At 66.6% G+C, this 26,659-nt stretch carries 29 protein-coding genes; 15 read left to right on the top strand and 14 right to left on the bottom strand.

Going from position 1 to position 26,659, the window contains the following annotated elements:
- The first annotated feature begins 104 nt into the window (after nt 1–104).
- Genes ACTG4X_RS23755 through ACTG4X_RS23705 form a run of 11 tightly spaced genes read left to right on the top strand, consistent with a single transcriptional unit; the run spans nt 105 to nt 10,100 of the window.
- The gene (locus ACTG4X_RS23755; protein ID WP_093051507.1) at nt 105–575 is read left to right on the top strand and encodes a type IV pilin protein; all 471 of its coding nucleotides are present in this window, start codon (nt 105–107) and stop codon (nt 573–575) included.
- Nucleotides 572–1,162, top strand: coding sequence for a GspH/FimT family pseudopilin (locus tag ACTG4X_RS23750; protein WP_093051874.1), 591 nt, complete (start codon nt 572–574; stop codon nt 1,160–1,162). The genes ACTG4X_RS23755 and ACTG4X_RS23750 overlap by 4 nt, the downstream gene beginning before the upstream one ends.
- Nucleotides 1,159–1,581 (top strand): type IV pilus modification protein PilV, encoded by a 423-nt coding sequence (gene pilV / locus ACTG4X_RS23745; protein WP_440532039.1) that lies wholly within the window; start codon nt 1,159–1,161, stop codon nt 1,579–1,581. Before ACTG4X_RS23750 ends, pilV begins: the two co-directional genes overlap by 4 nt.
- Nucleotides 1,578–2,735 carry a PilW family protein gene (locus ACTG4X_RS23740; RefSeq protein ID WP_097200749.1) on the top strand — a complete coding sequence of 386 codons (1,158 nt, stop codon included), beginning with the start codon at nt 1,578–1,580 and terminating at the stop codon, nt 2,733–2,735. The genes pilV and ACTG4X_RS23740 overlap by 4 nt, the downstream gene beginning before the upstream one ends.
- Nucleotides 2,732–3,325: a pilus assembly PilX family protein gene (locus ACTG4X_RS23735; protein WP_440532038.1), complete on the top strand. Its 594-nt coding sequence runs from the start codon at nt 2,732–2,734 to the stop codon at nt 3,323–3,325. Before ACTG4X_RS23740 ends, ACTG4X_RS23735 begins: the two co-directional genes overlap by 4 nt.
- 17 nt (nt 3,326–3,342) lie before the next feature.
- Nucleotides 3,343–7,107 carry a pilus assembly protein gene (locus ACTG4X_RS23730; protein WP_440532037.1) on the top strand — a complete coding sequence of 1,255 codons (3,765 nt, stop codon included), beginning with the start codon at nt 3,343–3,345 and terminating at the stop codon, nt 7,105–7,107.
- A 27-nt stretch (nt 7,108–7,134) separates the two neighbouring features.
- A complete protein-coding gene (locus tag ACTG4X_RS23725; RefSeq protein WP_440532036.1) occupies nt 7,135–7,809 on the top strand; it encodes a hypothetical protein in 675 nt (224 codons plus the stop codon).
- On the top strand, nt 7,806–8,348 hold the full coding sequence (locus tag ACTG4X_RS23720; protein ID WP_440532035.1) for a GTP-binding protein: 543 nt from the start codon (nt 7,806–7,808) through the stop codon (nt 8,346–8,348). Before ACTG4X_RS23725 ends, ACTG4X_RS23720 begins: the two co-directional genes overlap by 4 nt.
- Nucleotides 8,345–8,740 (top strand): roadblock/LC7 domain-containing protein, encoded by a 396-nt coding sequence (locus ACTG4X_RS23715; protein ID WP_093051489.1) that lies wholly within the window; start codon nt 8,345–8,347, stop codon nt 8,738–8,740. The genes ACTG4X_RS23720 and ACTG4X_RS23715 overlap by 4 nt, the downstream gene beginning before the upstream one ends.
- A gap of 48 nt (nt 8,741–8,788) precedes the next feature.
- A complete protein-coding gene (locus ACTG4X_RS23710; protein WP_093051487.1) occupies nt 8,789–9,148 on the top strand; it encodes a hypothetical protein in 360 nt (119 codons plus the stop codon).
- Nucleotides 9,149–9,176: 28 nt separating this feature from the next.
- Nucleotides 9,177–10,100 carry a LysR family transcriptional regulator gene (locus ACTG4X_RS23705; RefSeq protein ID WP_440532034.1) on the top strand — a complete coding sequence of 308 codons (924 nt, stop codon included), beginning with the start codon at nt 9,177–9,179 and terminating at the stop codon, nt 10,098–10,100.
- Between the two features lie 24 nt (nt 10,101–10,124).
- Here ACTG4X_RS23705 and ACTG4X_RS23700 read toward each other — a convergent pair whose 3' ends face one another.
- From ACTG4X_RS23700 to ACTG4X_RS23690, 3 genes are all read right to left on the bottom strand, one after another.
- Nucleotides 10,125–11,615 (bottom strand): efflux transporter outer membrane subunit, encoded by a 1,491-nt coding sequence (locus ACTG4X_RS23700; RefSeq protein WP_440532033.1) that lies wholly within the window; start codon nt 11,613–11,615, stop codon nt 10,125–10,127.
- A complete protein-coding gene (locus ACTG4X_RS23695; RefSeq protein ID WP_440532032.1) occupies nt 11,612–12,877 on the bottom strand; it encodes an efflux RND transporter periplasmic adaptor subunit in 1,266 nt (421 codons plus the stop codon). Before ACTG4X_RS23695 ends, ACTG4X_RS23700 begins: the two co-directional genes overlap by 4 nt.
- A gap of 93 nt (nt 12,878–12,970) precedes the next feature.
- Complete coding sequence (locus tag ACTG4X_RS23690; protein WP_093077795.1) at nt 12,971–16,195, bottom strand: efflux RND transporter permease subunit; 3,225 nt, start codon at nt 16,193–16,195, stop codon at nt 12,971–12,973.
- Between the two features lie 109 nt (nt 16,196–16,304).
- Here ACTG4X_RS23690 and ACTG4X_RS23685 point away from each other — a divergent pair, with 109 nt between their 5' ends.
- The gene (locus tag ACTG4X_RS23685) at nt 16,305–16,811 is read left to right on the top strand and encodes a gluconokinase (protein WP_256216817.1); all 507 of its coding nucleotides are present in this window, start codon (nt 16,305–16,307) and stop codon (nt 16,809–16,811) included.
- Here ACTG4X_RS23685 and ACTG4X_RS23680 read toward each other — a convergent pair.
- The gene (locus ACTG4X_RS23680) at nt 16,801–17,295 is read right to left on the bottom strand and encodes a MarR family winged helix-turn-helix transcriptional regulator (RefSeq protein ID WP_093051472.1); all 495 of its coding nucleotides are present in this window, start codon (nt 17,293–17,295) and stop codon (nt 16,801–16,803) included. The two genes, ACTG4X_RS23685 and ACTG4X_RS23680, sit on opposite strands and share 11 nt — an antisense overlap.
- 57 nt (nt 17,296–17,352) lie before the next feature.
- Between ACTG4X_RS23680 and ACTG4X_RS23675 the strand changes: the two genes are divergently transcribed.
- Complete coding sequence (locus tag ACTG4X_RS23675) at nt 17,353–17,880, top strand: thioesterase family protein (RefSeq protein WP_093077792.1); 528 nt, start codon at nt 17,353–17,355, stop codon at nt 17,878–17,880.
- A 3-nt stretch (nt 17,881–17,883) separates the two neighbouring features.
- Here the strand turns inward: ACTG4X_RS23675 and ACTG4X_RS23670 are convergent, their stop codons facing one another.
- Nucleotides 17,884–18,441, bottom strand: coding sequence for an N-acetyltransferase family protein (locus tag ACTG4X_RS23670; RefSeq protein WP_440532031.1), 558 nt, complete (start codon nt 18,439–18,441; stop codon nt 17,884–17,886).
- A gap of 4 nt (nt 18,442–18,445) precedes the next feature.
- Entirely contained in the window at nt 18,446–19,873 is a 1,428-nt protein-coding gene (gene gnd, locus ACTG4X_RS23665; protein ID WP_440532030.1) for a decarboxylating NADP(+)-dependent phosphogluconate dehydrogenase, read from the bottom strand.
- 219 nt (nt 19,874–20,092) lie between these two features.
- Between gnd and ACTG4X_RS23660 the strand changes: the two genes are divergently transcribed.
- The gene (locus ACTG4X_RS23660) at nt 20,093–21,052 is read left to right on the top strand and encodes a helix-turn-helix domain-containing protein (protein WP_440532029.1); all 960 of its coding nucleotides are present in this window, start codon (nt 20,093–20,095) and stop codon (nt 21,050–21,052) included.
- A gap of 8 nt (nt 21,053–21,060) precedes the next feature.
- Here ACTG4X_RS23660 and arsH read toward each other — a convergent pair whose 3' ends face one another.
- The 4 genes from arsH to ACTG4X_RS23640 are packed head-to-tail and all read right to left on the bottom strand — an operon-like array spanning nt 21,061 to nt 23,809.
- Nucleotides 21,061–21,780, bottom strand: a complete 720-nt coding sequence (gene arsH / locus ACTG4X_RS23655; protein WP_440532028.1) for an arsenical resistance protein ArsH — start codon at nt 21,778–21,780, stop codon at nt 21,061–21,063.
- A complete protein-coding gene (arsC, locus tag ACTG4X_RS23650; RefSeq protein ID WP_440532027.1) occupies nt 21,764–22,195 on the bottom strand; it encodes an arsenate reductase (glutaredoxin) in 432 nt (143 codons plus the stop codon). Before arsC ends, arsH begins: the two co-directional genes overlap by 17 nt.
- Nucleotides 22,196–22,214: 19 nt before the next feature.
- Complete coding sequence (locus ACTG4X_RS23645) at nt 22,215–23,498, bottom strand: arsenic transporter (protein WP_440532026.1); 1,284 nt, start codon at nt 23,496–23,498, stop codon at nt 22,215–22,217.
- Nucleotides 23,492–23,809 carry an ArsR/SmtB family transcription factor gene (locus tag ACTG4X_RS23640; RefSeq protein WP_093051451.1) on the bottom strand — a complete coding sequence of 106 codons (318 nt, stop codon included), beginning with the start codon at nt 23,807–23,809 and terminating at the stop codon, nt 23,492–23,494. The genes ACTG4X_RS23645 and ACTG4X_RS23640 overlap by 7 nt, the downstream gene beginning before the upstream one ends.
- A gap of 143 nt (nt 23,810–23,952) precedes the next feature.
- Here ACTG4X_RS23640 and ACTG4X_RS23635 point away from each other — a divergent pair, with 143 nt between their 5' ends.
- On the top strand, nt 23,953–24,681 hold the full coding sequence (locus tag ACTG4X_RS23635) for an alpha/beta fold hydrolase (protein ID WP_093051448.1): 729 nt from the start codon (nt 23,953–23,955) through the stop codon (nt 24,679–24,681).
- Between the two features lie 15 nt (nt 24,682–24,696).
- On the opposite strand, the gene ACTG4X_RS23630 is transcribed toward ACTG4X_RS23635, so the two are convergent.
- From ACTG4X_RS23630 to ACTG4X_RS23615, 4 genes are read right to left on the bottom strand one after another with little or no spacing between them, the layout of a single operon-like run.
- Entirely contained in the window at nt 24,697–25,308 is a 612-nt protein-coding gene (locus ACTG4X_RS23630; RefSeq protein ID WP_440532025.1) for a 3'-5' exonuclease, read from the bottom strand.
- Entirely contained in the window at nt 25,305–25,715 is a 411-nt protein-coding gene (locus ACTG4X_RS23625) for a TfoX/Sxy family protein (RefSeq protein WP_440532024.1), read from the bottom strand. The genes ACTG4X_RS23630 and ACTG4X_RS23625 overlap by 4 nt, the downstream gene beginning before the upstream one ends.
- Nucleotides 25,712–26,101: a VOC family protein gene (locus ACTG4X_RS23620; protein WP_093051439.1), complete on the bottom strand. Its 390-nt coding sequence runs from the start codon at nt 26,099–26,101 to the stop codon at nt 25,712–25,714. Before ACTG4X_RS23620 ends, ACTG4X_RS23625 begins: the two co-directional genes overlap by 4 nt.
- Before the next feature lie 22 nt (nt 26,102–26,123).
- Nucleotides 26,124–26,618, bottom strand: a complete 495-nt coding sequence (locus ACTG4X_RS23615) for a GNAT family N-acetyltransferase (RefSeq protein WP_256216816.1) — start codon at nt 26,616–26,618, stop codon at nt 26,124–26,126.
- Between the last annotated feature and the right edge of the window lie 41 nt (nt 26,619–26,659).

The raw sequence follows: 26,659 nt of genomic DNA, 5'->3' as shown, positions 1-26,659 counted from the left end.
GCTCGAATTGGACCAGTCTTTCAGCGCCAGTCCAATTCATTCGTTTTCATCGTTTCTCCAATCTGGAGGCAAACGGCTTTCTTTGTTGCAAGGGTGGACAGCGGATGCAGACACGGTCTTTGAGCGCAGCGGGCTTCACTTTGATCGAAGTCATGGTCACGGTGGCCATCGTGGCCATCCTGGCGTCACTCGCCTTGCCCAGCTATCGCGACTACGTGCTGCGGGGCCAGCTCGTCGACGGCACCAATGGCTTGTCGGCCATGCGCGCCGACATGGAGCGCTTCTACCAGGACAACCGGAGCTATCTCAAGACGGGAAGCTTCGTTCCTCCCTGCACAGCGACCTCGACCAGGACCAATGTCGTCGGCAATTTCACGCTGTCCTGCACCACTGACCCCGCGGCGACTTCGACGACCTACACGCTGCAGGCCGTAGGCAGTGGCCCGACCACCGGGTTCACGTTTTTTGTGGACCAGCTCGGGGTGCAGTCCACCACCATCGACAGCAAAGTGTCGGGATGGACGGGCTGCAACAAGGCCTGGGTGACCAAGCGCGGCCAGGCGTGCCCGGCATGAAGGGTCATCTGCGCCGTACGTCGGGCTTCACCCTCATCGAGCTGATGGTGACGATCGTGCTGCTGGCCATCCTGACGATGCTGGCCATGCCTTCGTTCATGACGTGGATCAACAACAACAAGGTTCGCACCGTGAGCGATTCGCTGCAAAACGGACTGCGGTTCGCGCAGAGCGAAGCGTTGCGCCGCAGCCGGCCCATGGTGTTCTCGCTGACCAACAGTTCGGCTCCGCAAACCAGCCTGACGGCCGTTGCCAACGGCAGCAACTGGTCGATCAATGTCTCCAAGTCGAGCCTGGATGCGAACAACGTGTTCGTGCAGGCCGGCGTGCTCACGGATGTCGCATCCGGCGTTCAGATCACGGGGCCTGCAGCCATCTGCTTCAACGCCATGGGGCGGGTGGTCGCGAATACCGACACCGACGTGAATGGCGCCAGCTGCGACACAGCTTCGGTGTTGCAGACCTACGACGTCACCCTGACTCCCGGCGCCGACCGGCCGCTGCGCGTGCTGGTCGCCCTGGGTGGGCAGATCCGCATGTGCGACCCGGCACGCAAGCTGAGCGATTCCCCCGACGGTTGCCCATGAAGAAAAGTCTTCCCCCCGCTTCCCGCGCCCCGCAGTCGGGCTTCGCCCTGCTCGAAGTGCTGGTCTCCCTCCTGCTGTTTTCATTCGGCGTGCTCGGCCTCATCGGCCTGCAGGCGCGCGCCATCAGCCTGTCGACGGATGCGGAAGACCGCAACCGGGCCGCCTTGCTCGCCAACGACATCGCCAGCGCGATGTGGCTCGGCAAGTCGGTCTCCGTGGACACAGGCAAGGGCTCGGTCTGGCAGACCCGTGCCAGCGACGCCACGAAAGGCGGGCTTCCGAATGGCGCCGTGACGGTCACCGCGGTGAGCGGCACCACCAATAGCGCCGACATCCTGATCACCTGGAAGGCGCCTTCCCGCGCAAGCGCAAGCACCGAGCAGAGCAGCACGTTCACCACGCGGGTGACGCTGCCATGAGGCGCGCTTTCTCATCGGCGCTGCCGCGGCAGCGCGGCCTCTCGCTGATCGAATTGCTCGTGGCGATGGTCATCGGGCTGGTGCTGACGCTGGCCGTTACCAGCATCGTCACGGTCGGAGAGGCGCAAAAGCGCAGCACCACTTCCACCAACGACATGGACCAGGCAGGCGCCTATGCCGCCTACGTGCTCGACCGTGCGCTGCGCAGCGCCGGTTCGGGCCTGACCCAGTCGATCCAGCCGACCGACCGTGGCGTGTTCGGCTGCAAGCTCAACGCGGCCGCGCTGCTGCCGGCCACTGCTGCATTTCCGGCGCCCTTCAAGAAAAGCTTCCTGCCTAGCGCCACGGCCAACCTGCGCGTTGCGCCCGTGCTCATCGGCAAAAGCCAGTCCGACGCCGGCTCCGACGTGCTGGTGGTCATGGGCGGCGATGCCGTGGCAGGCGGCGTGCCGCGCGGCCTCACGGACCCCGGCAGCGCCACGACGCTCTCGATGGACAACACGGTCGGCATTTCCACTGGCGACGTCGTCCTGGTGAGCCAGAACGGCACGGCGGACTGCCTGCTCGAGCAGGTGTCCGGCACCACGGCCAAGGTGCTGACACTGGGCGGCACCTACTACACGGCCGGCAAGACCACGTCGCTGGAGACGTTGGCCGCGAGCACGTCGACCTACGTCACGCCGCTGGGCAACCCCGCGAACGGCAACGTCCAGTTCCAGCTCTTCGGCGTGGGCGACAACCGCACGCTCTACGGCTACGACCTGCTGCAGGTCGGGGGAACAACCACGTCGCAGGCGCTCGCGGACGGCGTGGCCGAGATGCATGCCCTCTACGGCCTGGACACCAACGGCGACGGCATCCTCGACGCCTGGGCGGACCCGGGCGCGAAGGGCTACGACATCGCCACCGTCATGACGACGACCGCCACCATGCGGCAGATCGTGGCCGTTCGCGTCGCGCTGCTCATGCGCAGCGCGAGCAAGGAAAAGGATGTCGTTTCGCCCGGAACGCTAACCCTGTTCGACGGCGTGCTGGATGCATCGAAGAACTCGCTCGCGCAGACCGTGACGCTGAGCGCCACGGAAGACCAGTACTACCGCTACCGGGTCGTCGAATTCACCATCCCGCTGCGCAACATGCTGCTGCTGCCATGAAGATTCCCATGCCCCGCGCGGCGAAGCGCCAGCATGGCGTCGTCCTGCTGTTCTGTCTTGTCATCCTCGTGATCCTGCTGGCTGGCGGTGTCGCGGTGGTGCGCTCCATGCACACGTCGCTGTCCACGGCCGGCAACCTGGCCTTCAGGCGCGACCTCGTGAATCAGGGGGAGCGGGCGGTGTCGGCGGTGCTGGCCAAGTTCGCCACCAGCGGAACGCTGGCCACCGCGACGACCGATGTGCCCGCCGAGAACTTCAAGGCGACCAAGCTCGACACCAACGCGCAAGGGGTGCCGAAGGCGCTGCTCGACGACACGGCCTTTGGCGCCGTCGGCAAGGCTTCCAACGACATCACCGACGCCGCCGCACAGGTGAGCATCCGCTATGTGATCGATCGCCTCTGCACCAGCAGCGGCACCGCCACCAGCACCGGCTGCGTGCAGTCTTCCGCGGCGCCGAGCGGCGGTACGGCCGGACCTGTGCCGCCGCCGCCCCCACCGACGGCCACCGTCTACCGCCTGAGCATGCGCATCAGCGGGCCACGCGACACGCAGGTGTTCGTGCAGTCGACGTTCACCAAGCCAGATTGAGAAAGCACCGCATCACCATGACACGTGTTTTTCGTCGCTCGCCACCCGCGGGCTCCGGCATCGTTGCGGCCGCCTTCGCATTGCTGCTGGCCTTGCCATGCATGACTGCAATGGCGGCGCTCAAGCTCTCCGATCAGCCGGTGTTCGCCACTTCCGACGTGCCGGGCAACCTGGCTCTGGCGCTGTCGGTCGAATACCCCACGGCAATCAGCGTGGCCAATCTCGGCGACTATGCCGATGCCACCGAGTACCTCGGCTACTTCGATCCGCAGAAGTGCTACACGTACCAGTACGTCAAGCCGGCTGTCGACGGCAACGCAGCCTCCGACAGCTACTTTCAGCCAGCGGGCGCATCGACCGGCACCAGCAAGCACACCTGCTCGGGCCAGTGGAGCGGCAACTTCATGAACTGGGCCACGATGCAGACCATCGACCCGTTCCGATGGGCGCTGTCCGGTGGTTATCGCAGTGTCGACACCACGAGCCAGACCATCCTCGAAAAGGCATGGGGCTCCACCCAGGGGGGGCTGAGCAATTTCCCCCTGCGAGGAACCGACCAGGGCACGGGGCACAAACTGCCCAAGGCCCTCGTCTCCTCCGTCACGCCTTTCAGCAACTGGAGCAAGTTCAACTCGAGCATCTGGTCGCGCGGCAACACCATGGTGTTCACCGGCTCGGGTGATTCCACCAAGACAGGCGCCGACCTGAGCGACCTCGACGCCGCCAACAAGAGCGCGAAGTCTGTCTACCAGGTCTATGTTCGCGTCAAGGTCTGCGACACAAGCACGACCGCCGGCGGGCTCGAAGCCAACTGCGTCAAGTACGGCAGCAACTACAAGCCCGAAGGGCTGCTGCAGCAGTACGCCAACAAGATCCGCTACGGCGCCTTCTCCTATCTCAACGCCGGGGGCGACACACAGCAGGGCGGCGTGATGCGCGCTCCGATGGGCTTCATCGGGCCGACGTACCCGCAGCCGCTCTCGACCGCGGTGGTCACCAACACCCGCGGCGAGTGGGACGCCACGACCGGCATCATGACCAGCAACCCCGATACGGTCTCGGCTACCGCCAGCGGCGTCTTGCAGAGCGGGGTGATGAACTACCTCAACAAGTTCGGCCAGGCCGCCAAGACCTACATGACGTACGACAACGTCAGCGAGCTCTACTACGCGACCGTACGGTACTTCGAGAACCTGGGCAACGTGCCCGAGTGGACCAATTCGGTGGCCGCCGGCACGGCGGGCAGGGACGCCAAGCTCGACGGCTTTCCCGCCGTGATCGACTGGAGCGGCAAGGACCCGATTGCCTATTCGTGCCAGAAGAATTTCATCCTGGGCATCGGCGACGACCACACCCACTACGACTACAACGTGGGCGGAAGCTCGGTCAGCAAGAGTGCGCGGGCCATTCCTGCCGCCGTCAAGTCGGACACGCTGAACCAGGCCGACACCTGGACGAAGAACCTGCAGACGCTCGAAGGCTTCACAACCACCACGCCGTGGTGGAAGAACGGCGGCACCGACTCGACCTACTACATCGCGGGCCTGGCCTACGGCGTGCACGTCAACGACATCCGCCCGGACCTCACAGGTACCCAGAACATCTCCACGTACTGGATGGATGTCATGGAATACCAACGGGCCGAAGACCTGAACCCCTACTACCTGGCCGCCAAGTACGGCGGCTTCAGTGTGCCCGCCAACTACGACCCCGCCAACACCAAGACGCCGCTGACGCAGAGTTGGTGGAACGCGTCGGGCGACAGCATCAACATGAACGGCAGTACCCGCCAGCGACCCGACAACTACTTTCTGGCGGGCAATGCGGGGCAGATGGTGAGCGGCCTGAAGGCGGCCTTCACCGACATCGCCAATGCCATCCAGGCGTTCACGACATCGTTCTCGCTCTCGAGCGCGCAGGTTTCTTCCACCGGCAGTGCTTCGTACGCATCGCAGTACGACTCCAAGGGCTGGACGGGCGTGCTGACGGCCAGCACGATCAGCTTTGCCAGCGACGGCACGCCATCCACCGCAGCAGCCTGGGCGACCAGCACCACGCTCGAAGCCCAGCTGGCAAGCGGCGGCTGGGACACGGCGCGGCGCGTTGCCACATGGAATGGCAGCAAGGGCGTGGCCTTCCGCGCCGGCAGCGTCACATCGGCCCAACTGGCCGCGCTGGCGCCTTCCTACGCAAAGAGCAATACCAGCACCGACTACCTCAACTACCTGCGCGGCGATCGCACGAACGAATCCACGTCGACCGCTGCAGGCAGCACCAAGGCCCTGCGCAGCCGCACCCTCCTGCTCGGCGACATCGTCAACGCCAAGCTGACGCCCGTCGGGCCGCCCGCCACGAACTATTCGGAAAACAGCAATCCGGGCTACGCAGCCTTCAAGACCAAATGGGCCGCCCGCCCCACCATGGTCTATGCCGGTGCCAACGACGGCATGCTGCATGCGTTCAACGGCGCGCTCAAGGGGAGTACCGCCGGCACCGAGCAGTTCGCCTATGTGCCGAGCGCCCTGTTCCAGGGGCCGAACGGCACGCCGCAGGTCGACGGGCTGGCGCAGATCGGCAACCCCAGCTACGCGCATCACTACTACGTGGACGCAACGCCGCTGGCCTTCGACATCGACTTCAACAATGCGGGCGGAGCATTCACCACCACGAGCACTGGCAGCAATGCAGACTGGCACACGCTGCTGATCGGCGGCCTTGGCAAGGGCGGAAAGAGCTACTACGCCATCGACGTGACCGATCCCGCCAGCATGAGCACCGAAGCCGCCGTGGCGGGCCAGGTGAAGTGGGAGTTCACGGACACCACCATGGGCTACAGCTACGGCGCCCCCACGGTCGTGAAGACGAAGAAGTACGGCTGGGTCGTGCTGCTGACCTCGGGCTACAGCAACAGCGACGGCAAGGGCTACCTGTACGTCGTCAATCCGAAGACCGGCGCGCTGCTCGAGAAGATGGCGACGCCCACGTCCTCCAACGGACTGGCGCAGGCCTCCGCCTATGTCGCCGACTTCGGCGACAACACGACCGACGCGGTGTACGCGGCAGACCTCGACGGACAGCTCTGGCGCTTCGATCTCACGGCCGCCAAGGGCAGCACGAGCTCTTATCCGGCACCGACCCTGATGGCCACGCTCGCCGATGCATCGGGCACGGCGCAGCCCGTCACCACGCCACCGCTGATTGAAGTCCACCCCGTCACGCGCAAGCGCTTCGTGCTGCTCGGAACCGGCAGGCTGCTCGATTCGTCCGATGTGAACTCGACGGCTGCGCAGTCGTTCTACGCCATCCTCGACGGCACGGCCGGAGCCTTCAACGCCGTGAGCACGCCCATCACGCGCAAGCAGCTCACGCAGGTGAGCGACGTGACCGCGGGCATCACCCTGTCGAACACTTCGCAGGGCTGGTACCTCGACCTGGGCGCCACCAGCGGCGTCGGCTGGCGCATGGTGATCAATCCGACCGCCTTCAACGGCATCGTGGGCTTCTCGAGCCTGCTGACCACCGGCGACGCCTGCAGTCCCTCGGGGCAGAGTCGGGTCTATGCCGTCAACTACGGAACCGGCCGGTCGGTGCTGTTGCCGTCGTCTACCGGCTACGTGAGCGTCTCCAGCGCCATCACCGATCTGAAATTCGTGAGCGTGGACGGCACCACCCAGATCGTCACCGGAACGACCAAGGGAGACACCAAGAAGATCGACGCAGACCTGACCAGCGGCATCTCTCTGCGCCTGCTGAACTGGCGCGAAGTGCCGGCGGTGAACTGACATGGGCGTCGCAGGCAGGACATGGCCATGCTGAGGCTCGGCGTCTACAAGTTGCCAGTCGCCGAGGTCGTGGTGATCCAGACGATCGTCCGGCTGTATGCGAGCGACGCTGCCTTTCCGTGGCAGCTGGTCAACGCGCCGCCGTACGACGCACTGCTTGTCGATGCCGCCGCCGTGGAGCACGAATATTCCACGGTGGTCGGCATGGCCGCGGCCGTGCTCAGGCTCACGCGCATGAATTCGGGTGGACAGCCCAACGCGCTGGAGCGGCCGATACGTGCCGACAAGCTGCAGCGCTGGCTCAAGAGCACCGAGCAGGCACTGCGCGAGTCGCGACCCGCGGGGCCGACGCTGGACGAGCAGACCGCCCTGGAGGTCGAGGTTTCCGATGCGGTCCGCTTCATGCTGCGTCGCTGGCCACCGGCCACGCTGTTGCGCAACGACCTCGACAACATCCGCATGGCGAGCCTGCTGGCGCGGCGTGCGCTGAATGCGAGTGAGCTGGCCGAGATCAGCCAGCTTCCATTCACCCAGTGCGCCGCGTTCCTGCAGGCGCTGCGAACGGCCGGCGTGCTGGAGCTGCATGTCGAGCAGGCCCTGCCGCCGTCGTTCGCACCGCAATCCGACAGGCCGATCCGCAGCGACTTCGCGCGAAGTCTCCTCGATGGCATTCGCCGCCGGCTGGGCCTGCGAGCGTCATGAAGGAATACAAGATCCTTCTCACGGGCACGGTGGGGGCAGGCAAGACGACCGCGATCGGATGCGTGAGCGAAACCTCGCCGGTCATGACCGAGGTGCCGAACTCCGATGCGGCCATCGACAAGGAGCGCACCACCGTGGGCCTCGACTTCGGCCAGCTCACGCTGGACAACGGGGACCGCGTTCGCCTGTTCGGCACGCCCGGGCAGGCCCGCTTCGAATTTCTCTGGAAGATCCTCGTCAGGAACGCGCTGGGCGTGATCGTCCTGATGGACAACTCCCGGCCCGACCCGCTGGGCGACCTGTCCATGTACATGCAAGGCTTCGCCGAAGCCCTGCGGACCCTGCCTTGCGTGATCGGCGTGGGACGGATGCACCGCCACTCTGTGCCGACCCTCGACGACTACGCGCAACGGCTCGAGTCCACGGGCCGGGTGTTTCCGATTCTCGATGTGGACGTGCGAAGCAGGGCCGACGTGATCCTGCTGATCGACACGCTGCTGATGCAACTTGAAGCCGACATGCAGGGAGAGACAGAGTGAGTGTTCGACATGGCTTGTCCAGGACGGCAACCGCGCACGCGCAACGCGAGGTGCAGAAACTGGTCGACGAACTGAACGGCGTGACGGCTGCCGTGGTGGCTACCGTGGACGGTTTCGACGTGGCGTCCACAACCATCGGCGATGCCGATCCTGCCCGCATGGCTGCCATGGCCAGCTCCATCGTGGCGATCAGCGGCGTTGTCGCCGAAGAGGCACGCCTCGGCCGCCACCAGAGCGTGATGGTCCTGACGGATTCGGGCTTTGCGGTTTTCCACAGCGTGCACCGGCGCGACGGCGAACTCGTCATCAGCGTGCTCGCCCGCGACAGCGCGGTTCCGGCACTGGTGGCCTACAAGGCCGCCCAACTCGCGAAGACCCTCGCCGAGGCATGACGGCAGATTTCCACAACAACCTTTTCAACCATCCGACAGGAGAACAACTTGGCATCCATCAAACAAACGCTCGACGACATCCTCACCATCGACGGCGCCATGTGCGCCGCCGTTGTCGACTCGGGCAGCGGCATGATCCTCGGCGCCGTGGGTTCGGGCGTGGACATGGAGATTGCCGCCGCCGGCAACACGGAAGTCGTGCGCGCCAAGCTCAAGACTATGCAGGCTCTGGGCCTGAGCGACGTGATCGAGGACATCCTGATCACCCTGGGCAAGCAGTACCACATCATCCGCCCCTCGGCATCGAAGGAGGGTGTCTTTCTCTACGTTGTGCTCGACAAGCAGCGCGCCAACCTCGCGCTGGCCCGCCGCAAGACGCAGGACGTGGACAAGCTGATGGACTTTTGAGATCAGCGGAAAGGCAGAAAGAATCTCCGTGCTCGACCTGAACGAAGTCGCAATGTTTGTGCAAGTGGCGCGTCTCGGCAGCTTCGCGGAAGCCGCGCGGCAGCTGCGCGTGCCGTCAGCGACGGTGAGCCGGCGCATCCGGCAACTCGAGGCGCACCTGGGCACCCGGCTGTTGCAGCGCTCCACCCGCAAACTGGCGTTGACCAACGCCGGCCAATCTTTCCAGGAACGATGCGGCCCGGCGGTCGAAGCGTTGATAGGCGCTGGGCGGCTGCAGGTCGAGGGCGGCCAGGAACCGAGCGGCCTCGTACGCGTGGCCGCGCCGGCCAGTTTTTTCGATTTCTTCGAGATGGAATGGGTTGCCGATTTCCTGGCCGCGCATCCACGGGTGCGGCTGGACTTCGTTCTCGACGATGTCGTGGCCGACCTCATCGGCGATCGCATCGACGTCGCCTTTCGCGGCGGGCCCCTGCAGGACTCGAGCTTCGTGGCCCGCAAGATCTTCGCAAGCTACGGCGGCCTTCTTGCCAGTCCCGCCTACCTGGCGGCGCGGGGCACGCCCAGCAGCCTGCAGGAGCTGCTCGAACACGACTGCGTGACGCAGCCGCCGGACAGCGGCAATCTCTCGACCTGGCGCTTGCAAGGCCCCGACGGTGTGGAAGAAGACGTGCGGGTGAGGGGGCGCTTCATCAGCAACGTGCAGGGCGTGCTGCTGAAGGCTGCGTGTGCAGGGCTGGGCATCGCCGCGCTGCCGTCGATCCTGACGGCGTCCGACGTGGCGGCCGGCCGGCTGGTGCCGGTGCTGCCGCAGTACATGCGGGCAGGGCGCGGCCTGAGCGTCATCTACGCCAGCCGGCAGTACGTTCCGCAGGCGGTGTCCACGTTCGTCGACATGGCGATGGAGAGGCTCAGCCAGCAGGATTGGGCGCCCGCAGCCAGGCTGGCTGCCTAGCGTCGCCGCCTGCGCCCGTCGCGTTCAACCCGCCTTGGCGGAACGATCGGCGACGGTGGTGGGGCAGGACGAGGGCGTTGCACCGGTCGAGTCGGCACCACACCAGTCGCCGCCCAGCGCCTTCACCAGGAACACCGAGGTCAGCAGCCGCTGCCCCTGCAATTGCGCGGCCTGGCGCTCGACCGTCAGCAGCGACTGCTGCGCGGTGATTACGTCGAGATACGTCGAGGCGCCGCCTTCATAACGGCTGGTCGCCATGTCGAGCACGCGCCGCGCCGCCGTCACGGCCGACTGCGCCTGCGTGGTCGCGCTGTCGAGTGCCGACAAGCCGGTGATGCCGTCTTCCACTTCCTGCATCGCCGTCAGCACGGTGCGGCGGTAGTTGCCCACGGTGGCGTCGTAGCCGGCCTTGGCGAAGTCGACGTTGGCACGCACGCGCCCGCCGTCGAACAGCATCTGCGTGGCCGACACGCCCACCGACCACAGCAGGCTGGGCCCGTTGAACAGCGACTCGATCAGGCGGCTGTCTACGCCCACGGTCGGCGAGATGATGAAGCTCGGATAGAAGGCCGCGGTGGCCACGCCGATCTGCGCATTGGCCGCGGCCATCGCGCGCTCGGCCGAGGCCACGTCGGGCCGGCGCTGCAGGATTTCCGAAGGCACGCCCAGCGGCACCGCGGGCGGCTTGATCTCGCGCAGGTCCACCGGCAGTGCGAAGTTCGGCGCGGGCGTGCCGGTGAGGGTGGCCAGCGCGTGCTCGTACTGCGAGCGCTGCTTCTTCAGCACGTCGACTTGCGTCAGCGTGGTTTCGAGCAGCGCCTGCTGCTGCGCCACGTCGAGGCCCGACACCGCGCCCAGGTCGTGCCGCGCCGTGACCAGTTCCAGCGCGCGGCGCTGCAGGCCGATGGAGCGCGAGAGCACGTCGAGCTCGATGTCGGTCGAGCGCAGGTTGAAGTAGTTGTTGGCCACGTCGGCGCTCAGCAGCAGCCGCGTGTTGGCCAGGTCGGCGGCCGATTGCTCGGCGGAGGCCGAGGCGCCCTCGACGGTGCGCTGTACGCGGCCTGCGAGGTCGAGCTCATAGCTGGCGTTCAGCGAAACCGTGAAGTCGTTCTGCACCGTCGACGCGTTGGCGGTCGCGTAGTTCGTCAGCGGCCGGTTGGCGGAAATCTTCAGGCGCGAGGCGCGCGTGCCGAGGCCCAGCTGCGGGTACTGGCTGGCCGCGTTGGACGCCAGTGCGGCGCGCGCCTGCGCCAGCCGCGCGTTGGCAATGACCAGCGTCGGGCTGCCGGCCAGGGCCTGCGCCTGCAATGTGTCGAGCGTGGCGTCGTCGAAGCGCTTCCACCAAGGGCCCTTGTCGGCGCTGTCGCTGGGCGTGCTCATGCGCCAGGGCTCTTCGAGCTTCCAGCTGACGGGCAGGGGCGTGTCGGGTGTCTTGTAGTCGGGGCCGACCGCGCAGCCCGCGACGAGCGCGAGCACCGCAGCAGCCACTGCAACGGCTGGCGATCGCAATGTCACGCCGGTTCCTTCTTTGGCATGACGGGCGGGGCAGCCTTTGCGGCGGCCGGCGGCGCTTCGGGCGCGACGGCCACGATGTCGCCTTCGGCCAGCGAGTCCGAAGGGTTCAACACCATGCGGTCTGTGCCTTCGAGTCCATCGATCACTTCGACGTTTTCGCCGTAGTTGCGCCCCAGCGTCACGGCGCGCAGGCCCACGCGGCCCTTCGCATCGACCACCGCGATGCGCGTGCCCTCGGCGCGGAACAGCAGCGCGTTCGACGGCACGGTGAGCGTGCGGCTCGCGGCCAGCGGCAGCGACACCTGCACGTAGGCGCCCGGCAGCAGCGCGCCGTCCTTGTTGGGCAATGACACCTCGACCTGCATCATCCGCGTGGTCGTGTCGATGGAGCCTGCGGTGCGCGCCACCTGGCCCTTGAAGCTCTGGCCGCGCAGTTCGGCCTGCGTGACGACCACCGGCTGGCCTGCCTTCACGAGCTGCGCGTAGGCCTGCGGAACGTTGATGTACACGCGCAGCGGGTCGGTCTGCGCGAGCAGGAAAAGGGCGCGCCCGGCACCGCCGCCCGCGCCCGCGTCGATCAGGTCGCCCACGTCGACGTTGCGCCGCGTGATCACGCCCGCGAACGGCGCCACCACGCGCTTGAAGCCTTCGGTCTGCTTGAGCCGCTGCACGTTGGCATCGGCCGCCGCCACGTTCGAGGTGGCCTGCGACACGGCGCTGCGGCGCTCGTCCAGGTCTTGCTGCGAAACCACGTCTTTCTTGCGCAGCGCTTCCCAGCGGTCGGCGGTGCTGCGTGCCAGCTCCAGCCCCGAGGCGGCTTGCGCGCGCACGGCCACGGCCTGTGAGAGCTGTTGGTCGATTTCGGGCGTCTCGATCTCGGCGAGCAGCTCGCCCTTTTCGACGCGGCTACCGATGTCCTTGGTCCAGCGCTTGAGGTAGCCGCTGGCGCGCGCCGAAATGGGCGACTGCACGAAGCCCTGCAGCGTGCCCGGCAGCGCCAGCGTCTGGCCGGTGGTGGGCACGCGGGGCAGGGCGGTCTGCACGTACTGCTTCGCGCGCTCGCTGGTGCCTGCTTCGAGCGCGCGAGCGTTGGCGATGCGCACGAACACGGTGCGCGCCGCACCGAGCGCCAGCAGCACCAGCACGATCAGCACCAGCCAGCGCGTGCGCCGCACGATCTGCCGGCGGCGCAGCAGTTCACCCTCGCCCTCTTCAACGGCGATGGGGTGGATGGCCAATGCCGAATGGCGTTGCTCCGTCATGACCAGCTCGGCGCCGGGCCGCTCCCAAGGCGAGCTACGGCCCCCTCGGGGGGCAGCGAATACACGAAGCGAATGAGCGTGGGGGTCAAAGTTTCAGTTCTCCTGGGGCGTTGCGCCCGCTGGCGGTTGATGCGGCTGCGAGGCTTCACGTGCCGCCCGGCGGTGCGCAAGCCGACTGTGCACCCCCGCGAACACGGCGGGTACGAAAAACAATGTCGACACCGTGGCAAAGATCAGGCCACCGATCACCGCGCGGCCCAGCGGCGCGTTCTGCTCTGCGCCTTCGCCCAGGCCCAGCGCCATTGGAATCATGCCGATGATCATTGCCAGCGCCGTCATCAGCACTGGCCGGATACGGGTGGCGCCGGCTTCCAGTGCGGCCGACAGCGGCGGAATGCCCGCCTGCAGCCGCTCGCGCGCGAACGACACCAGAAGAATCGAGTTGGCCGTGGCCACGCCCATGGTCATGATCGCGCCGGTCAGCGCCGGCACGCTCAGCGTGGTGCCGGTGATGAACAGCATCCACGCAATGCCCGCCAGCGCGGCCGGCAGGGCGGTGATGATGATGGCCGCGTCCAGCCATGACTGGAAGGTGACCACGATCAGCAGGTACACCAGCACGATCGCCATCGCGAGGCCGACGCCCAGGCCGATGAACGACGACTGCATGGTCTGCACCTGCCCGCGGATCTCGACCCGGCTGCCGCGCGAGAGTTTGGGCCGCATCTCGTCGACCAGCTTCTGCACCTTCGACGCCACGCTGGCGAGGTCGGTGCCCTGCACGCTCACGTACACGTCGATCACCGGCGCGATGTTGTAGCGCGACATCACCGCCGGCTGGCGGTCGGCCTGCGTGCTCACGAGGTTGCCCAGCAGCTGCTGCGCGCCGGTTCCCCCCGTTGCTGCGCCTGCACCCGCACCAACCGGAATGTTCAGCAGCGAGTCGAGCGAGTCGACGGTGTACTGCGGCGTCTGCACCGCGATGCTGTAGACCACGCCGTTCACCGGGTTCAGCCAGAAGGCCGGTGCCGTCTGCGAGCTGCCCGACAGCGCGATGAGCACGTTCTGCCCCACGTTGGAGGCTGTCAGCCCGTACTGCTGCAGCCGCGTGCGGTCCATCTGCAGGCTCAGCGCCGGGCCGTCGAGCCGCTGGTGCACGTGGGCGTCGACCGCGCCCGGAATCTGGCGGATCGCCTTGGTCAGTTCGGCCGCGCGCAGGGCGTTGCCGGCCATGTCGTTGCCGCTGAACTGCACGTCAATGGCCGCGGGCAGGCCGAAGTTCAGGATCTGCGTGACGATGTCCGCTGGCTGGAAGAAAAATTCGATGCCCGGAAAGCGCTTCGGCAGTTCGGCCCGCAGGAGCGACACGAACTGCTCGGTCGGCTTGTGCCCCTCTTTCAGCGACAGCAGCAGCTCGCCGTCGAAGGTGCCGATGGTGCCGGCATTGCTGTAAGACAGGTTGATGCCGCTGTTGGGCACGCCCAGGTTGTCGAGGATGGTTTCAAGCTGGTCCTGCGGCACCAGCTCGCGAATGGCGGCCTCCACCTGGTCGGTGAGGCGAGCGGTCTCCTCGATGCGCGTGCCGGTGGGCGCACGCAGGTGCAGGCGGATCTGGCCGGCATCGACGGTCGGGAAGAAGTCGCGCCCCAGCGCAGGGTAGAGCAGGCAAGACAGCAGGCAGAAGCCGAGGAACAGGCCGATGAACCCGGCACGCTTCGACAGCACCGCAGACAGCACCAGCGTGTAGGCGCGGCGTACGCGTTCGAAGCGGCGGTCGAAGGCGCGGTACAGGCGCTGCAGGGCGCTCTGCTTCGCGCCTTCCGCCGGTGCATGGCCGCCGCCGTGCGAGCCGCCCATCAGCAGCATCACCAGCGTCGGCACCAGCGTGCGCGAAAGCAGGTAGGAGGCCAGCATGGCGAACACCACAGCTTCGGCCAGCGGCACGAACAGGAAGCGCGCCACGCCCGAGAGGAAGAACATCGGCACGAACACGATGCAGATGCACAGCGTGGAGACGAAGGCGGCCGAGCCGATCTCGCCCGCGCCGACCTCGATGGCCTCTTTCAGCGGCGTGCCCATGTGCAGGTGCCGCTCGATGTTCTCGATGGTCACGATCGCCTGGTCGACCAGGATGCCCACCGAGAGCGCCAGCCCGCCCAGCGTCATGAGGTTGAGCGTTTCGCCCAGCGAGTACAGCACCAGGATGGACGCCAGGATCGACAGCGGAATCGTCAGCCCGATGATCAGCGTGCTGCGCCAGTTGCCGAGAAACAGCAGCACCATCGCGGCGGTGAGCGCGGCGGCCAGGATGGCTTCGAACACCACGCCCTTGACGGCCGCTTTCACGAACACCGACTGGTCGAACAGCGGCGTGATCTTGATGTCTTCCGGCATCGTCTGCGCGGCGATGGGCAGCATGGCTCGGATGTTGGAGACGATGTCCAGCGTGGAGGCGCCGCCGTTCTTCAGCACCGACAGCAGCACGCCGCGCACGCCGTCCTGGCGCACCACGTTGGTCTGCGGCGAGAAGCCGTCGCGCACGTAGGCCACGTCGCGCAGGTAGGTGGTGGCGCCGTTCACCGTGCGGATCGGCAGGTCGTTCAAGCCCGCGATGGCGTCGGGCGAGCCGTTCATCTTCACGTTGTATTCGGTGGCGCCGAACTTGGCCGTGCCCGACGGAAGAATCAGGTTCTGCGTGTTCACCGCGTTCACCACGTCGGCCGGCGAGAGGCCGCGCGCCTGCATCGCCTGGGTGTCGAGGTCGACCGAAATCAGCCGGTTCTTGCCGCCGTAGGGAAAGGGAATGGCCGCGCCCGGCACCGTGATGAGCTGCGGGCGCAGCTGGTTGACGGTGGAGTCGAACAGCGAGTTTTCAGAGCGGGTGGGGCTCGACAGCGCCAGCTGGATCACCGGCACACTGGAGGCCGAATACTTGATGACCAGCGGCGGCGTGATGCCCGGCGGCAGCTGCCGTACCTGCGCCTGCATCGAAGCCACCACCTGCGAGATGGCCATCTCGATATTGGCCGTGGGCTGGAAGAACACCTTGATGATCGACACGCCCGCCAGCGATTGCGATTCGATGTGCTCGATGTCGCTCACCGTGGTGGTCAGCCCGCGCTCCACCTGTCCCGAAATGCGCTGCCCCATTTCCTGCGCCGGCAGGCCGGTGTAGTTCCAGATGACGCTGACCACCGGTATGTTGATTTCCGGGAAGATGTCGGTCGCCATGCGTGCGAGGACAAAGGGCGTGGCCAGCACGATCAGCATCGCCATGACGATGAAGGTGTACGGACGACGCAACGCAAGCTGGACCATGGAGGGGGCTCTCTGCTTCCGACGGAAAAAGGTTTTGCATCATAAGGAAGTAGATTTAAGTTTGCCGACTCCGTTAAATAGGGTGTGGCGCTTTACCAAAAGGGTGCATATGGACAGGGTCTGGCTGGTAGTGATGGGCGTTTCGGGATGCGGCAAATCGAGCCTGGGCGCGGCGCTGGCCACGGCCCTCGACCTGCCGCTCATAGAAGGCGACGACCACCATCCGCCGGCCAACGTCGAGAAGATGAGCCACGGCATCGCGCTGACCGACGCTGATCGCGCGGGCTGGCTTGCAACGCTGGGCCGCGCGCTGGCCGATGCGCCGCAGGGCGCTGTGCTGACCTGCTCGGCGCTCAAGCGCATCTACCGCGAGCAGCTGCGCGCGGCCGCGCCGGGGCTGCGCTTCGTGTTCATGGCGATCGAGCGGGCCGAGGCCGAGCGCCGCGTGGCCGCGCGGGCTGGAGCAGGGGAGCACATGTTTCCCGCCAGCCTGGTAGCCAACCAGTTCGCCACGCTGGAGTCGCCTGTGGGAGAGGCGGGTGTGCTCGCGGTGGATGCGACGGCGCCGCTGGCGCAGTCGGTGGGGGCGGTGAAGGCGTGGCTGGTCAGCCCTTGAGTTCGGCGCGCATTCCTTCGAGCGTGGTGGCCACGCGGCCCATCACGTCGGCCACTGCGTCCAATTCGTCGCGCGTGGCCGGCGCGACCATCGCGGTCACCATCTCCGCCTGAACCGCCAGGCACTTCTGCGCCATTGCCATGCCGTCGTCGGTGAGCGTGAGGCGCCGCACGCGCGCGTCGGCGCCATCGCTGTCGCGCCGCACCCAGCCCCTGGCCTCCATCTGCGTGAGCAGCATGCTGACGCCGCTCTTCGCCACGAAGCAGCGCGCGGCCAGCGCCTGCTGCGTGATGCCCGGCGTGGTCGCGATGGTGGCCAGCACCTCGTGCTCGCCCACGCGCAGGCCTATGGCGGCGAGCCGTGCCGTCATCACCGCATCGCAGAGGTTGTAGGCCCGCACCACCGCTAGCCATGCGGCCGTGCCGTGGGGCGAGGAGGGGGCCTTGTCGGTCTTGCCGGGCTTGGAGGACTTTGCTGCGGGCATCGAGATGGTTCAGTCTTGAACTAGAATGTTCTGAATTGAACCAATTCTAGGCTGTCCATGAATCTCTACCTGCGCTTGCTGATGACCCTGTTGCGCGCCTGGCGTGCACCGCGCCTGGCGCCGGGCGACACGCTGGAGCGGCAACTGCGCGTGCTGCCGAACGACCTCGACATCAACGGCCACATGAACAACGGCCGCTACCTGACGGTGGTCGACCTGATGCTGGTCGAATACTTCGTGCGCACCGGCTTCGCAACAGCCATGTTGCGCCAGGGTTGGAGGCCGATGTCCGGCGGCTCGCTCATCAGCTACCGGCGCGGGCTCAACCCCTTTCAGGTGTACACGCTGCGCTTTCGGCTCGACGCCACCGACCAGCACTGGAACTACATGCGCTTCGAGTTCGTGCGTGGCGACAGGGTGTGCGCGGCCGGCTACATGAAGGGCGCAGCCGTGGGGCGCGGCGGGCTGGTGCCGAACCAGGAGTCGTATGCGGCCATGGGGCTCGTGCCGCCGGCGCATGCACTGCCGTTGCCGGTGCGCGACTGGATAGCGGCTGAGCAGGGCGTGATGAATGCGGCCTGGTAAGGCTCAGCGCGTTGGCGGCGCATCGAGCGCCAGGCGCAGCCGCGTGACGTTCGGGTTGCCCGGATCGCGCTGCAGCTTGAAGCCCAGCTTGCGCGCCAGCGCCAGCATGCCGATGTTGTCGTAGAGCGTGATGTCCGCCAGCTGCTTCACGCCGGCTGTCGCGGCCGCGTCGATCAGCCTGCGCATGAGCTTGTGGGCAACGCCGTGGTGCTGCCAGGCATCTGCAATGACGACGGCGAATTCGGCGACGTGCGCGGTCTCGGGCGTTTCGCCGCGCACGTAGCGCACCACGCCCATCTGCTGCTCCACGCCATCGACCTCGGTCGTCGCGATGAGCGCGAGTTCGTGGTCGTAGTCGATGTGCGTCATGCGCCACAGCTCGTCGGGCTGCGGCTTTCGCGGCGACAGCAGGCGGTGGTAGCCCGTTTCTTTCGAGAGTCCGTCCACGAAGGCCGTGTGCATCGCCAGATCGTCGGCGCGGATCGGGCGGATCCGCACTGGCGTACCGTCGCGCAGTTGCCAGTCCTCGACCAGGTGGCTGGGGTAGTCGAGGGCCGGCATGGCATCAGCCGATTACTTCAGGCCAATCGGTGTGGAAGAACTGGCCTTCGGGCTTGTCGGTGCGCTCGTAGGTGTGGGCGCCGAAGAAATCGCGCTGCGCCTGCAGCAGGTTCGCCGGCAGGCGCTCGGTGCGGTAGCTGTCGTAGTAGGCCAGCGAGGCGCTGAAGGCCGGCACCGGAATGCCGTTGCTCACCGCCAGCGCCACCACTTCGCGCCAGTTCTGCTGCGTGCGGTTCAGCAGGTCCTTGAAGAACGGGTCGAGCATCAGGTTGCCCAGGGCAGGGTCGGTGCGGAAGGCGTCGGTGATGCGGTTCAAAAAGCGCGCGCGGATGATGCAGCCGCCGCGCCAGATCGACGCGATGCGGCCCAGGTCGAGGCCCCAGTTCTTCTTGTCGCCCATGGTCTTGATGAGGTCGAAGCCTTGCGTGTAGCTGATGACCTTCGACGCATAGAGCGCGTCGTGCACCTTGGCCACCAGCGCTTTCTTCTCGACCGACAGCTCGATCTTCGGCCCCTGCAGCAGCTTGCTGGCCGCCACGCGCTGCTTCTTCTGCGAAGACAGCACGCGCGCCTCCACGGCCGCGTTGATGGTGCTGATGACCACCGCGTTCTCGGCCGCGTTGATCAGCGTCCACTGGCCCGTGCCCTTCTGGCCAGCCTTGTCGAGAATCACGTCGACGATGGGCTTGCCCGTCTCCGGATCTTTCTTTTCGAGCGCCTTGGCGGTGATCTGGATCAGGTAGCTCTGCAGCTCGCCGTCGTTCCACTCGTTGAAGATGGCAGCCATCTCGTCGGTGCTGAAGCCGGCCGCCTTGAACAGGCTGTAGGCCTCACAGATGAGCTGCATGTCGCCGTACTCGATGCCGTTGTGCACCATCTTCACGTAGTGGCCGGCGCCGCCGGGGCCGATGTGAATGACGCAGGGCTCGCCGTCCACCTTTGCCGCGATGCTCTCGAAGATCGGCTTCATCACCTCCCAGGTGGAAAGCGGTCCGCCCGGCATGATCGACGGCCCCTTGCGCGCGCCTTCTTCGCCGCCCGACACGCCCGCGCCGATGAAGCGCAGGCCCTTGCTGGAGAGGTACGCGTCGCGGCGCTCGGTGTCGGTGTAGAGGCTGTTGCCGCCGTCGATGACGATGTCGTCCTTGTCCAGCAGCGGAATGAGCTGCTCGATCACCTGGTCGACCGGCGCGCCGGCCTTGACCATGATCTGGATCTTGCGAGGCTTGGCCAGGCTCTGCACGAACTCTTCCAGCGTCTTCGCGCCGACCAGCTTCTTGCCGGGGTTGGCGGTGATGAAGGCTTCGGTGGTGGCCTCGGTGCGGTTGTACACGCTGACCTGGAAGCCGCGGCTTTCCACATTCAGCACGAGGTTCTGGCCCATCACGGCCAGGCCGATCAGTCCGAAATCGCTTTGCTTGTTGCTGCTCATGACCCGTCTTGCCCTTCTTTCATGTGCGTGCGCCGGAATGTCCCGCGCACGGGTTGGTTCGCGGGTCATTTTGCCGGTGCCGGGCGCAGGGTGGCGTCGGAGACGGTCTATACCCGCTTGGCAAGCGGGCATGGCTTGGGTATGTTTGGCGCGCATGAGCGCCGCGCCGGGCCGCCCCAAGCAAGCTCGCACCGCAGTGCGAAGCACGAAGGTATTTCAATGAGCGAAGCCATCGACACCATCCACCGCTGGTCCACCGACGCCGTGCCGCCCGCGCAGCGGCTGGACTACTGGGTGGGCGCGGTCTGCGAGGGCTTCCTGGAGATGGACGTGACCAGCCCGGTGGCCGGCAGCTTCGGCGCCACGCTCGAATCTGCGCCGCTCGGCCCCATCGTCGTCAACCAGGTGCGCGGCAGCGCACAGGACGTCTACCGCACGCGCCGCGCCATCGCCCACAGCCGCAACAACTACTTCTACCTGCTGTGCAAGACCGACTCGGCCTGGGTGGCCGTGCAGGACGGCCGTTCTGCGCGACTGCTGCCCGGCGATGCGGTGCTGGTCGACTCGCGCCGGCGCTACGAATTTCACCTGCTGCAATCGGCCGACACCATTTCGCTCGAACTGCCGACCGCCTGGGTCGATGCATGGATTCCCGACGCGGGCGACCAGGTGGCGCGGCGCATCGACGGGCAGGCGGGGTGGGGCGGCGTGCTGTGCAGCTTCGTGCAACAGCTGACACCGCAGATGGCAGCAAAGCCGCCACTGCCGGCGGCGTTGCTGGGCGACCAGCTCGGTAGCCTGCTGGCACTGGCCACGGGGCACAGCCCTTCAGAGTCCGGGAGCGAAGGGCGCGCCGCGCTGCGCCGCCGCGTGCTCGACACCACGCGCGAGCGCCATGCAGAGCCGGGCCTCACGGCCGCGGGCGTGGCGCGCGAGCTGGGCATTTCGGAGCGCAGCCTGCACCGCTGCCTGGGCGAAGGCGGTACCACCTTCGCCACCGCGCTGGCGGGCTTTCGCATGCAGGCGGCGCGGCGCATGCTGGCCGATGCACGCTTCGATCGCCTGGGCATCGCGGAGATCGGCTTCCGCGTGGGGCTGACCGATGCCTCGCACTTCGTTCGCCAGTGCCGCAGGCATCTGGGCGCCACGCCGGGTGAGCTGCGCCGCTCGCGGCACTGAGCCGTCGCTCAGATGCTGCGCAGGTTGACCCGCTTCGACAGCGCCTCCGCACTCTCGCGCCGCTCGCTGTAGCGGTCCACAAGGTAGCCCGCGCAGTCGCGCGTGAGCAGCGTGAACTTGACCAGCTCTTCCATCACGTCGACCACTCGCTCGTAATACGGCGAGGGCTTCATGCGTCCGTTCTCCTCGAACTCGAGGAAGGCCTTGGCCACCGACGACTGGTTGGGGATGGTGAGCATGCGCATCCAGCGGCCGAGCACGCGCAGCTGGTTCACGGCGTTGAAGGACTGCGAGCCGCCCGACACTTCCATCACCGCAAGCGTCTTGCCCTGCGTGGGCCGCACCGAGCCGACGGACAGCGGGATCCAGTCGATCTGCGCCTTCATGATGCCGGTCATGGCGCCGTGGCGTTCGGGCGATGTCCAGACCATGCCCTCGGACCATTGGGCGAGGTCGCGGAGCTCCCGCACTTTCGGATGGTCTTCCGGTGCGTCGTCGGGCAGGGGCAGGCCGCGCGGGTCGTAGATGCGCGGCTCCGCGCCCAGGGCCTGAAGCAGCCGCGCGGCTTCTTCGGTCAGCAGCCGGCTGTAGGAGCGCTCGCGCACCGAGCCGTAGAGCAACAGGATGCGCGGCGCGTGCGTGGCGCGCTCCGTGGGCAGCAGTTGCCGCAGGTCCGGCCGGTGGAAATGCCCGGCGTCGACGTTCGGCAGTTCAGGGCTTGACGACACGCTGGCCCTTTGCGTCGATGACGGCCTCGCCGTCTTCCTTGGAGAAGGCGCCTTGCTGCGGCCGCGGCAGGATGTCGAGCACCGCTTCCGAAGGCCGGCACAGCCGCGTGCCGAGCGGCGTCACCACGATCGGCCGGTTGATGAGGATCGGGTGCTGCAGCATGAAGCCGATCAGCTCATCGTCGCTCCACTTCGCATCGTCGAAGCCGAGTTCGTCGTAAGGCGTGCCTTTGCGGCGCATGACCTCGCGCACCGGCATGCCCATTGCCGCGATCAGCTGCTTCAGCGTCGCGCGATCGGGCGGAGTCTTCAGGTACTCGATGACGGTGGGCTCGTCGCCTGTGTTGCGGATCAGCGCGAGCACGTTCCTCGACGTGCCGCAGGCGGGGTTGTGATAGATCGTGATGTCGTTCATGGAAGTGTGGTGTCGGGTTTCAAAGACTCAGTCGAAGCGCCAGTGCCGCCAGGGTGACCAGCAGCACGGGCAGGGTCAGCACGATGCCGACCTTGAAGTAGTAGCCCCAGCCGATCGCCATGCCCTTCTTCGCGAGCACGTGCAGCCAGAGCAGGGTGGCGAGGCTGCCGATGGGCGTGATCTTCGGGCCGAGGTCGCAGCCGATCACGTTGGCGTAGACCATCGCTTCCTTCACCGCGCCGCTCGCGCTCGACGCGTCGATGGACAACGCGCCCACCAGCACGGTGGGCATGTTGTTCATGACCGACGAGAGCAGCGCCGAGAGAAAGCCCGTGCCCATCGCCGCACCCCAGACGCCGCCTTGCGCGAACACATTCAGCAGCGAGGCGATGTAGCTGGTCAGCCCGGCGTTGCGCAGCCCGTAGACCACGAGGTACATGCCCAGCGAGAAGATCACGATCTGCCAGGGCGCGCCGCGCAGCACCCTGCGAATGCCGATCACCGGGCCGCGCCCTGCAACAGCCAGCAGCACGACCGCGCCGAAGGCGGCCACCGCACTGACCGGCACACCCAGCGGCTCCAGGCCGAAGAAGCCGACGAGCAGCAGCACCAGCACGACCCAGCCCGCGCGGAAAGTCGCGGGGTCGCGGATCGCATCCGCAGGCGCCTTGAGTTGGGTCGCGTCGTAGCTTGCCGGGATGCCGCGGCGAAAGAAAAGCATCAGCGCCAGCAGGCTCGCGAGCACCGCCGCGATGTTCACGGGGAGCATGACCGAGGCGTACTTGCCGAAGCCGATGCGGAAGAAGTCGGCCGACACGATGTTCACCAGGTTCGAGACGATCAGCGGCAGGCTGGCCGTGTCGGCGATGAAGCCGGCCGCCATCACGAAGGCGAGCGTGGTAGCCGGCGAGAAGCCCAGCGCCACGAGCATCGCCATCACGATGGGCGTAAGGATCAGCGCCGCGCCGTCGTTGGCGAACAGCGCCGACACGGCGGCGCCCAGCAGCACGATGAACGCGAACAGCAACCGCCCGCCCCCGCCGCCCCAGCGCGCCACGTGCAGCGCGGCCCATTCGAAGAAGCCCGCCTCGTCGAGCAGCAAGCTGATGACGATCACGGCGATGAAGGTGGCGGTTGCGTTCCACACGATGCTCCAGACGACGGGGATGTCGGACAGCTGGACCACGCCGAGCAATAGCGCGATGACGGCGCCGAGCGAGGCACTCCAGCCGATGCCCAGCCCGCGCGGCTGCCAGATCACCAGCACGAGCGTGAAGACGAAGATCGCAACGGCGCTCAGCATGTCGGCGGGCATCCGACAGCGCAGGTTTCTCCCTCGCAGCAGTTCTCGGTGAGGTAGGCCAGCAGTCCATTCATCTGCTCGAACGCCGCGCGGTAGATGAGGTTGCGGCCCTGCCGCTCCTGCGAGACCAGCCCCGAATGCACGAGCTCCTTGAGATGGAACGACAGGCCCGTGGCCGACACCTCGAGCGCTTCGGTCAGCGCGCCGGGCGTGAGGCCGGCGGGGCCTGCCACCACCAGCGCACGAAACACCCGCAGGCGAACGGGCTGCGCCAGTGCGGCAAGGGATCGGACAACGTCGTTTTCTTCCATAATTCAAGTATCGTTGAATAATTGAATCGAAGCAATACGGCTGGCACGAATCGGCCATCGCGCTGGCACACATCGGCCATGCGCAAGTCACCGATGTTCCTTACAGTCGTGCTCCGTCACAAACAAAAGGAGACACACCCACCATGTCCGACACCTATGTTCTCGTCCACGGCGCCTGGCACACCGGCGCAGAAATCGAAGCCGTGGCCGACGGCCTGCGCGCAGCAGGGCACACCGTGTATTGCCCGACGCTCGCTGGCAACAACCCCGGCGACGATCGCTCGAGCATTGGCCTGGAAGACGCCATCGCTTCCGCCGTGCGCTACATCGAGGAAAAGAATCTCACGCAGGTGCGCCTCGTGGGCCACAGCTACGGCGGCATGGTGATCTCGGGCGTGGCGGATCGCATTGCGCCGCGGCTGAAGCGGCTGGTGTACATCAACGCCTTCGTGCCGCTCGATGGCGAATCGCTCAACGACATGGTGCCGCCGCATTACGTGACGATGTTCGACGCCGTCGCGGAGGCCAACGGCAATGCCGTGACCTTGCCCTTCGAGATCTGGCGCGAGGCTTTCATCAACGACGCGGACCTGGCGACCGCGACGGCCGCTTACGGCAAGCTCAACCCGCACCCATATCGCACCTTCACCGACAAGATCAGGCTGCAGCAGCCGCTGGCCGCGCTGGCGCTGGGCAAGTCGTATGTCAACTGCCTGCAGGACACCGCGCTGCCGCACGGCATGCCGTGGCATCCGCGCCTGTCGGAGCGGCTGGGCCTGTTCCGGCTGGTGGAGTGCCCCGGCAGCCACGAGATGTTCTTCTCGAACCCCCAGAGGCTCGCGCAGGCGATCCTGGAGGCGGGGCGCGACTGACCCCGTTTCGATCGGTCAGTTGCTGCTGCTGAAGAGCGCGTCGTACACGCGGATCGACGCATAGGCGTCGTTCGCGGCATAGCGGATCTGCGCCTCGGTGAGCTGCTTGTTGGCCCAGTTCGAAGTGGTCGCCTTGCGCGACTTGATGAAGCGGCGGTTGAACACCAGAGCCACCGCCGCCTTCACGCCGACCGACTTGCGGTAGCCGCGGTGGCGGAATTCGTTGTCGATGTCGAACACCGCCTTCGGCTCGATGTTGAGCCGGTTGCGGATCAACGTGAGGTCGCCCGACAGGCCGAAGCCGACCTTGCGCAGCTCGGTGGAGGCGATCAGCGCGGCCACCACCGGGTTGCACTCGGTGCGGTGAAGCTGAAACAGCCACGCCGTGTCGCGCGTGGAGAACTGCACCACGTGCGGGCCGCCCGACACCTCGTTCTTCGCGAAGGTGGGCTTGGATTCGGTGTCGAAGCCGGCGATGCCCGCGGCGAGCAGTATGGCGGCGGCGTGTTCTGCATCTTGCAGTGTCTGCACGACCACGATGTCTTTCAGGCCGAGGCCTTCGAAGGGTTCGAGCAGCGCGATCTGTTCGCGTTCGGGCAGGGGAGGGAGCTTGGGGTTCTCGCTCACCGGGAGGCTGCTTTCGCTGTCTTTTTCTTCACTGAGGTTTTCTTCACTGCGGCTTTCTTTGCGGGTGCTTTCTTCGGCTTCGGTGGCTGGCCCGAGCGCAGCGCTGCTTCATATGCAAGGCGGCCCCACAGGGCGGCTTCCTCGCGGTCTTCGAAAAGGTCCGCCGGGGCTTGCCGGTACGACATCGGCATCGACTTGCCCTGGCGCACGTAGGTGAAGGGCGGCAGGTTCAGCTTGTCGAAATGCGCGGCGCTCTCGGCATCGGCCTTGAGGTAGAGCGTGTCCTTGGCGACCAGCGCGATCATGCGGCCTTCGTGCCAGATGCCGTGGCCGCCGAACATGCGGCGCGTTTCGATGCGGCCGAGCCGCTCGAAGGTTTCGTGCAGGCTTTCGACGAATTCGCTCATGCGGTGATCTCGATGCGGTTGCCGTCCGGGTCGAGCACCACGCTCTCGTAGTAGCCATCGCCGGTGCGGCGCGGGCCGTCGAGCAGCGGGTAGCCGTCGGCCTTCAGGCGCTGCGTGAGTTCGTCGACCGCAGCGTCTGAGCCCACGCTGATCGCCAGGTGCGTCCAGCCCATGCGCTGCGCGCCGGCTTCAGCGGTTACGGGCGAGAGCGTGCTCGTGGTCATGGCCTCGATGCGCGCGCCGTCGCCCAGGCTCAGGAAGCACGAGGCGAAGCCCTTGGCCGGGTTGACGTAGCCTGCGCCGGCGGTGGCGCCGAAGTAGTCGACATAGAAGCGCTTGCAGCGTTCGAGATCGGTGGTCCAGAGTGCGATGTGGTCGATGCGCATGGGCACGAAAAGAAGATGGGGTTCAGCCGATGCGCCACGGCGGGCGCGAGGGCGACCAATGGTAGGCGATGCGTTCGCGGCCGCTCGATGGGTGCCGATCGACCGCACCGCGCTCGAGGCCATAGCGCTCGTAGAAGCGCTGCGCCGACGTGTTGGTGGAGGCAACGTGCAGCCACCAGCCTGTGGGTATGCGCACGCAGGCCTCGTCGAGCAAGGCCTTGCCCAAACCCTGGTTGCGCAGGTGGGGCTCGACGAAGAGCTGGGCCACGTACTCGCGCCGCTCCAGCAGCACCATGAACGCCAGCACCTGCCCGTCGCGCTCCGCCAGCACCACTTCGGCGGGCGGGCCGAACTCGGTCTGCACGCGGTGCAGCCAGTAGCCGATCGGCTCGAAATGGGGAACGCCCCGGTTGGCCGCGATCCAGGCGCGGCGCCAGATGCCGGCCAGCACCATGTTCTCTTCGGCGCTGCCTTCGCGCAACCGCAGGTGGAAGGCGGGAATTTGGGCGGCGGACATGCGAACCATGATACGGCGCGGGGCCGCTGTGGTCGATGAGG

Origin of the sequence: Variovorax sp. YR566, from assembly GCF_051992195.1 — a bacterium.
GTDB lineage: Bacteria > Pseudomonadota > Gammaproteobacteria > Burkholderiales > Burkholderiaceae_C > Variovorax.
Note: the sequence above shows the minus strand (reverse complement) of the source record. Positions and strands in the feature narration are given on the sequence as shown.

What these genes read in the sequence shown, in the direction of transcription:
- ACTG4X_RS23755 (WP_093051507.1), top strand. Translation starts at nt 105, where the DNA reads ATGCAGACACGGTCTTTGAGCGCAGCGGGCTTCACTTTGATCGAAGTC.
- ACTG4X_RS23750 (WP_093051874.1), top strand. Translation starts at nt 572, where the DNA reads ATGAAGGGTCATCTGCGCCGTACGTCGGGCTTCACCCTCATCGAGCTG.
- pilV (WP_440532039.1), top strand. Translation starts at nt 1,159, where the DNA reads ATGAAGAAAAGTCTTCCCCCCGCTTCCCGCGCCCCGCAGTCGGGCTTC.
- ACTG4X_RS23740 (WP_097200749.1), top strand. Translation starts at nt 1,578, where the DNA reads ATGAGGCGCGCTTTCTCATCGGCGCTGCCGCGGCAGCGCGGCCTCTCG.
- ACTG4X_RS23735 (WP_440532038.1), top strand. Translation starts at nt 2,732, where the DNA reads ATGAAGATTCCCATGCCCCGCGCGGCGAAGCGCCAGCATGGCGTCGTC.
- ACTG4X_RS23730 (WP_440532037.1), top strand. Translation starts at nt 3,343, where the DNA reads ATGACACGTGTTTTTCGTCGCTCGCCACCCGCGGGCTCCGGCATCGTT.
- ACTG4X_RS23725 (WP_440532036.1), top strand. Translation starts at nt 7,135, where the DNA reads ATGCTGAGGCTCGGCGTCTACAAGTTGCCAGTCGCCGAGGTCGTGGTG.
- ACTG4X_RS23720 (WP_440532035.1), top strand. Translation starts at nt 7,806, where the DNA reads ATGAAGGAATACAAGATCCTTCTCACGGGCACGGTGGGGGCAGGCAAG.
- ACTG4X_RS23695 (WP_440532032.1), bottom strand. Translation starts at nt 12,877, where the DNA reads ATGACGGAGCAACGCCATTCGGCATTGGCCATCCACCCCATCGCCGTT.
- ACTG4X_RS23690 (WP_093077795.1), bottom strand. Translation starts at nt 16,195, where the DNA reads ATGGTCCAGCTTGCGTTGCGTCGTCCGTACACCTTCATCGTCATGGCG.
- ACTG4X_RS23685 (WP_256216817.1), top strand. Translation starts at nt 16,305, where the DNA reads ATGGACAGGGTCTGGCTGGTAGTGATGGGCGTTTCGGGATGCGGCAAA.
- ACTG4X_RS23680 (WP_093051472.1), bottom strand. Translation starts at nt 17,295, where the DNA reads ATGCCCGCAGCAAAGTCCTCCAAGCCCGGCAAGACCGACAAGGCCCCC.
- ACTG4X_RS23675 (WP_093077792.1), top strand. Translation starts at nt 17,353, where the DNA reads ATGAATCTCTACCTGCGCTTGCTGATGACCCTGTTGCGCGCCTGGCGT.
- ACTG4X_RS23670 (WP_440532031.1), bottom strand. Translation starts at nt 18,441, where the DNA reads ATGCCGGCCCTCGACTACCCCAGCCACCTGGTCGAGGACTGGCAACTG.
- gnd (WP_440532030.1), bottom strand. Translation starts at nt 19,873, where the DNA reads ATGAGCAGCAACAAGCAAAGCGATTTCGGACTGATCGGCCTGGCCGTG.
- ACTG4X_RS23660 (WP_440532029.1), top strand. Translation starts at nt 20,093, where the DNA reads ATGAGCGAAGCCATCGACACCATCCACCGCTGGTCCACCGACGCCGTG.
- arsC (WP_440532027.1), bottom strand. Translation starts at nt 22,195, where the DNA reads ATGAACGACATCACGATCTATCACAACCCCGCCTGCGGCACGTCGAGG.
- ACTG4X_RS23645 (WP_440532026.1), bottom strand. Translation starts at nt 23,498, where the DNA reads ATGCTGAGCGCCGTTGCGATCTTCGTCTTCACGCTCGTGCTGGTGATC.
- ACTG4X_RS23640 (WP_093051451.1), bottom strand. Translation starts at nt 23,809, where the DNA reads ATGGAAGAAAACGACGTTGTCCGATCCCTTGCCGCACTGGCGCAGCCC.
- ACTG4X_RS23635 (WP_093051448.1), top strand. Translation starts at nt 23,953, where the DNA reads ATGTCCGACACCTATGTTCTCGTCCACGGCGCCTGGCACACCGGCGCA.
- ACTG4X_RS23625 (WP_440532024.1), bottom strand. Translation starts at nt 25,715, where the DNA reads ATGAGCGAATTCGTCGAAAGCCTGCACGAAACCTTCGAGCGGCTCGGC.
- ACTG4X_RS23620 (WP_093051439.1), bottom strand. Translation starts at nt 26,101, where the DNA reads ATGCGCATCGACCACATCGCACTCTGGACCACCGATCTCGAACGCTGC.
- ACTG4X_RS23615 (WP_256216816.1), bottom strand. Translation starts at nt 26,618, where the DNA reads ATGTCCGCCGCCCAAATTCCCGCCTTCCACCTGCGGTTGCGCGAAGGC.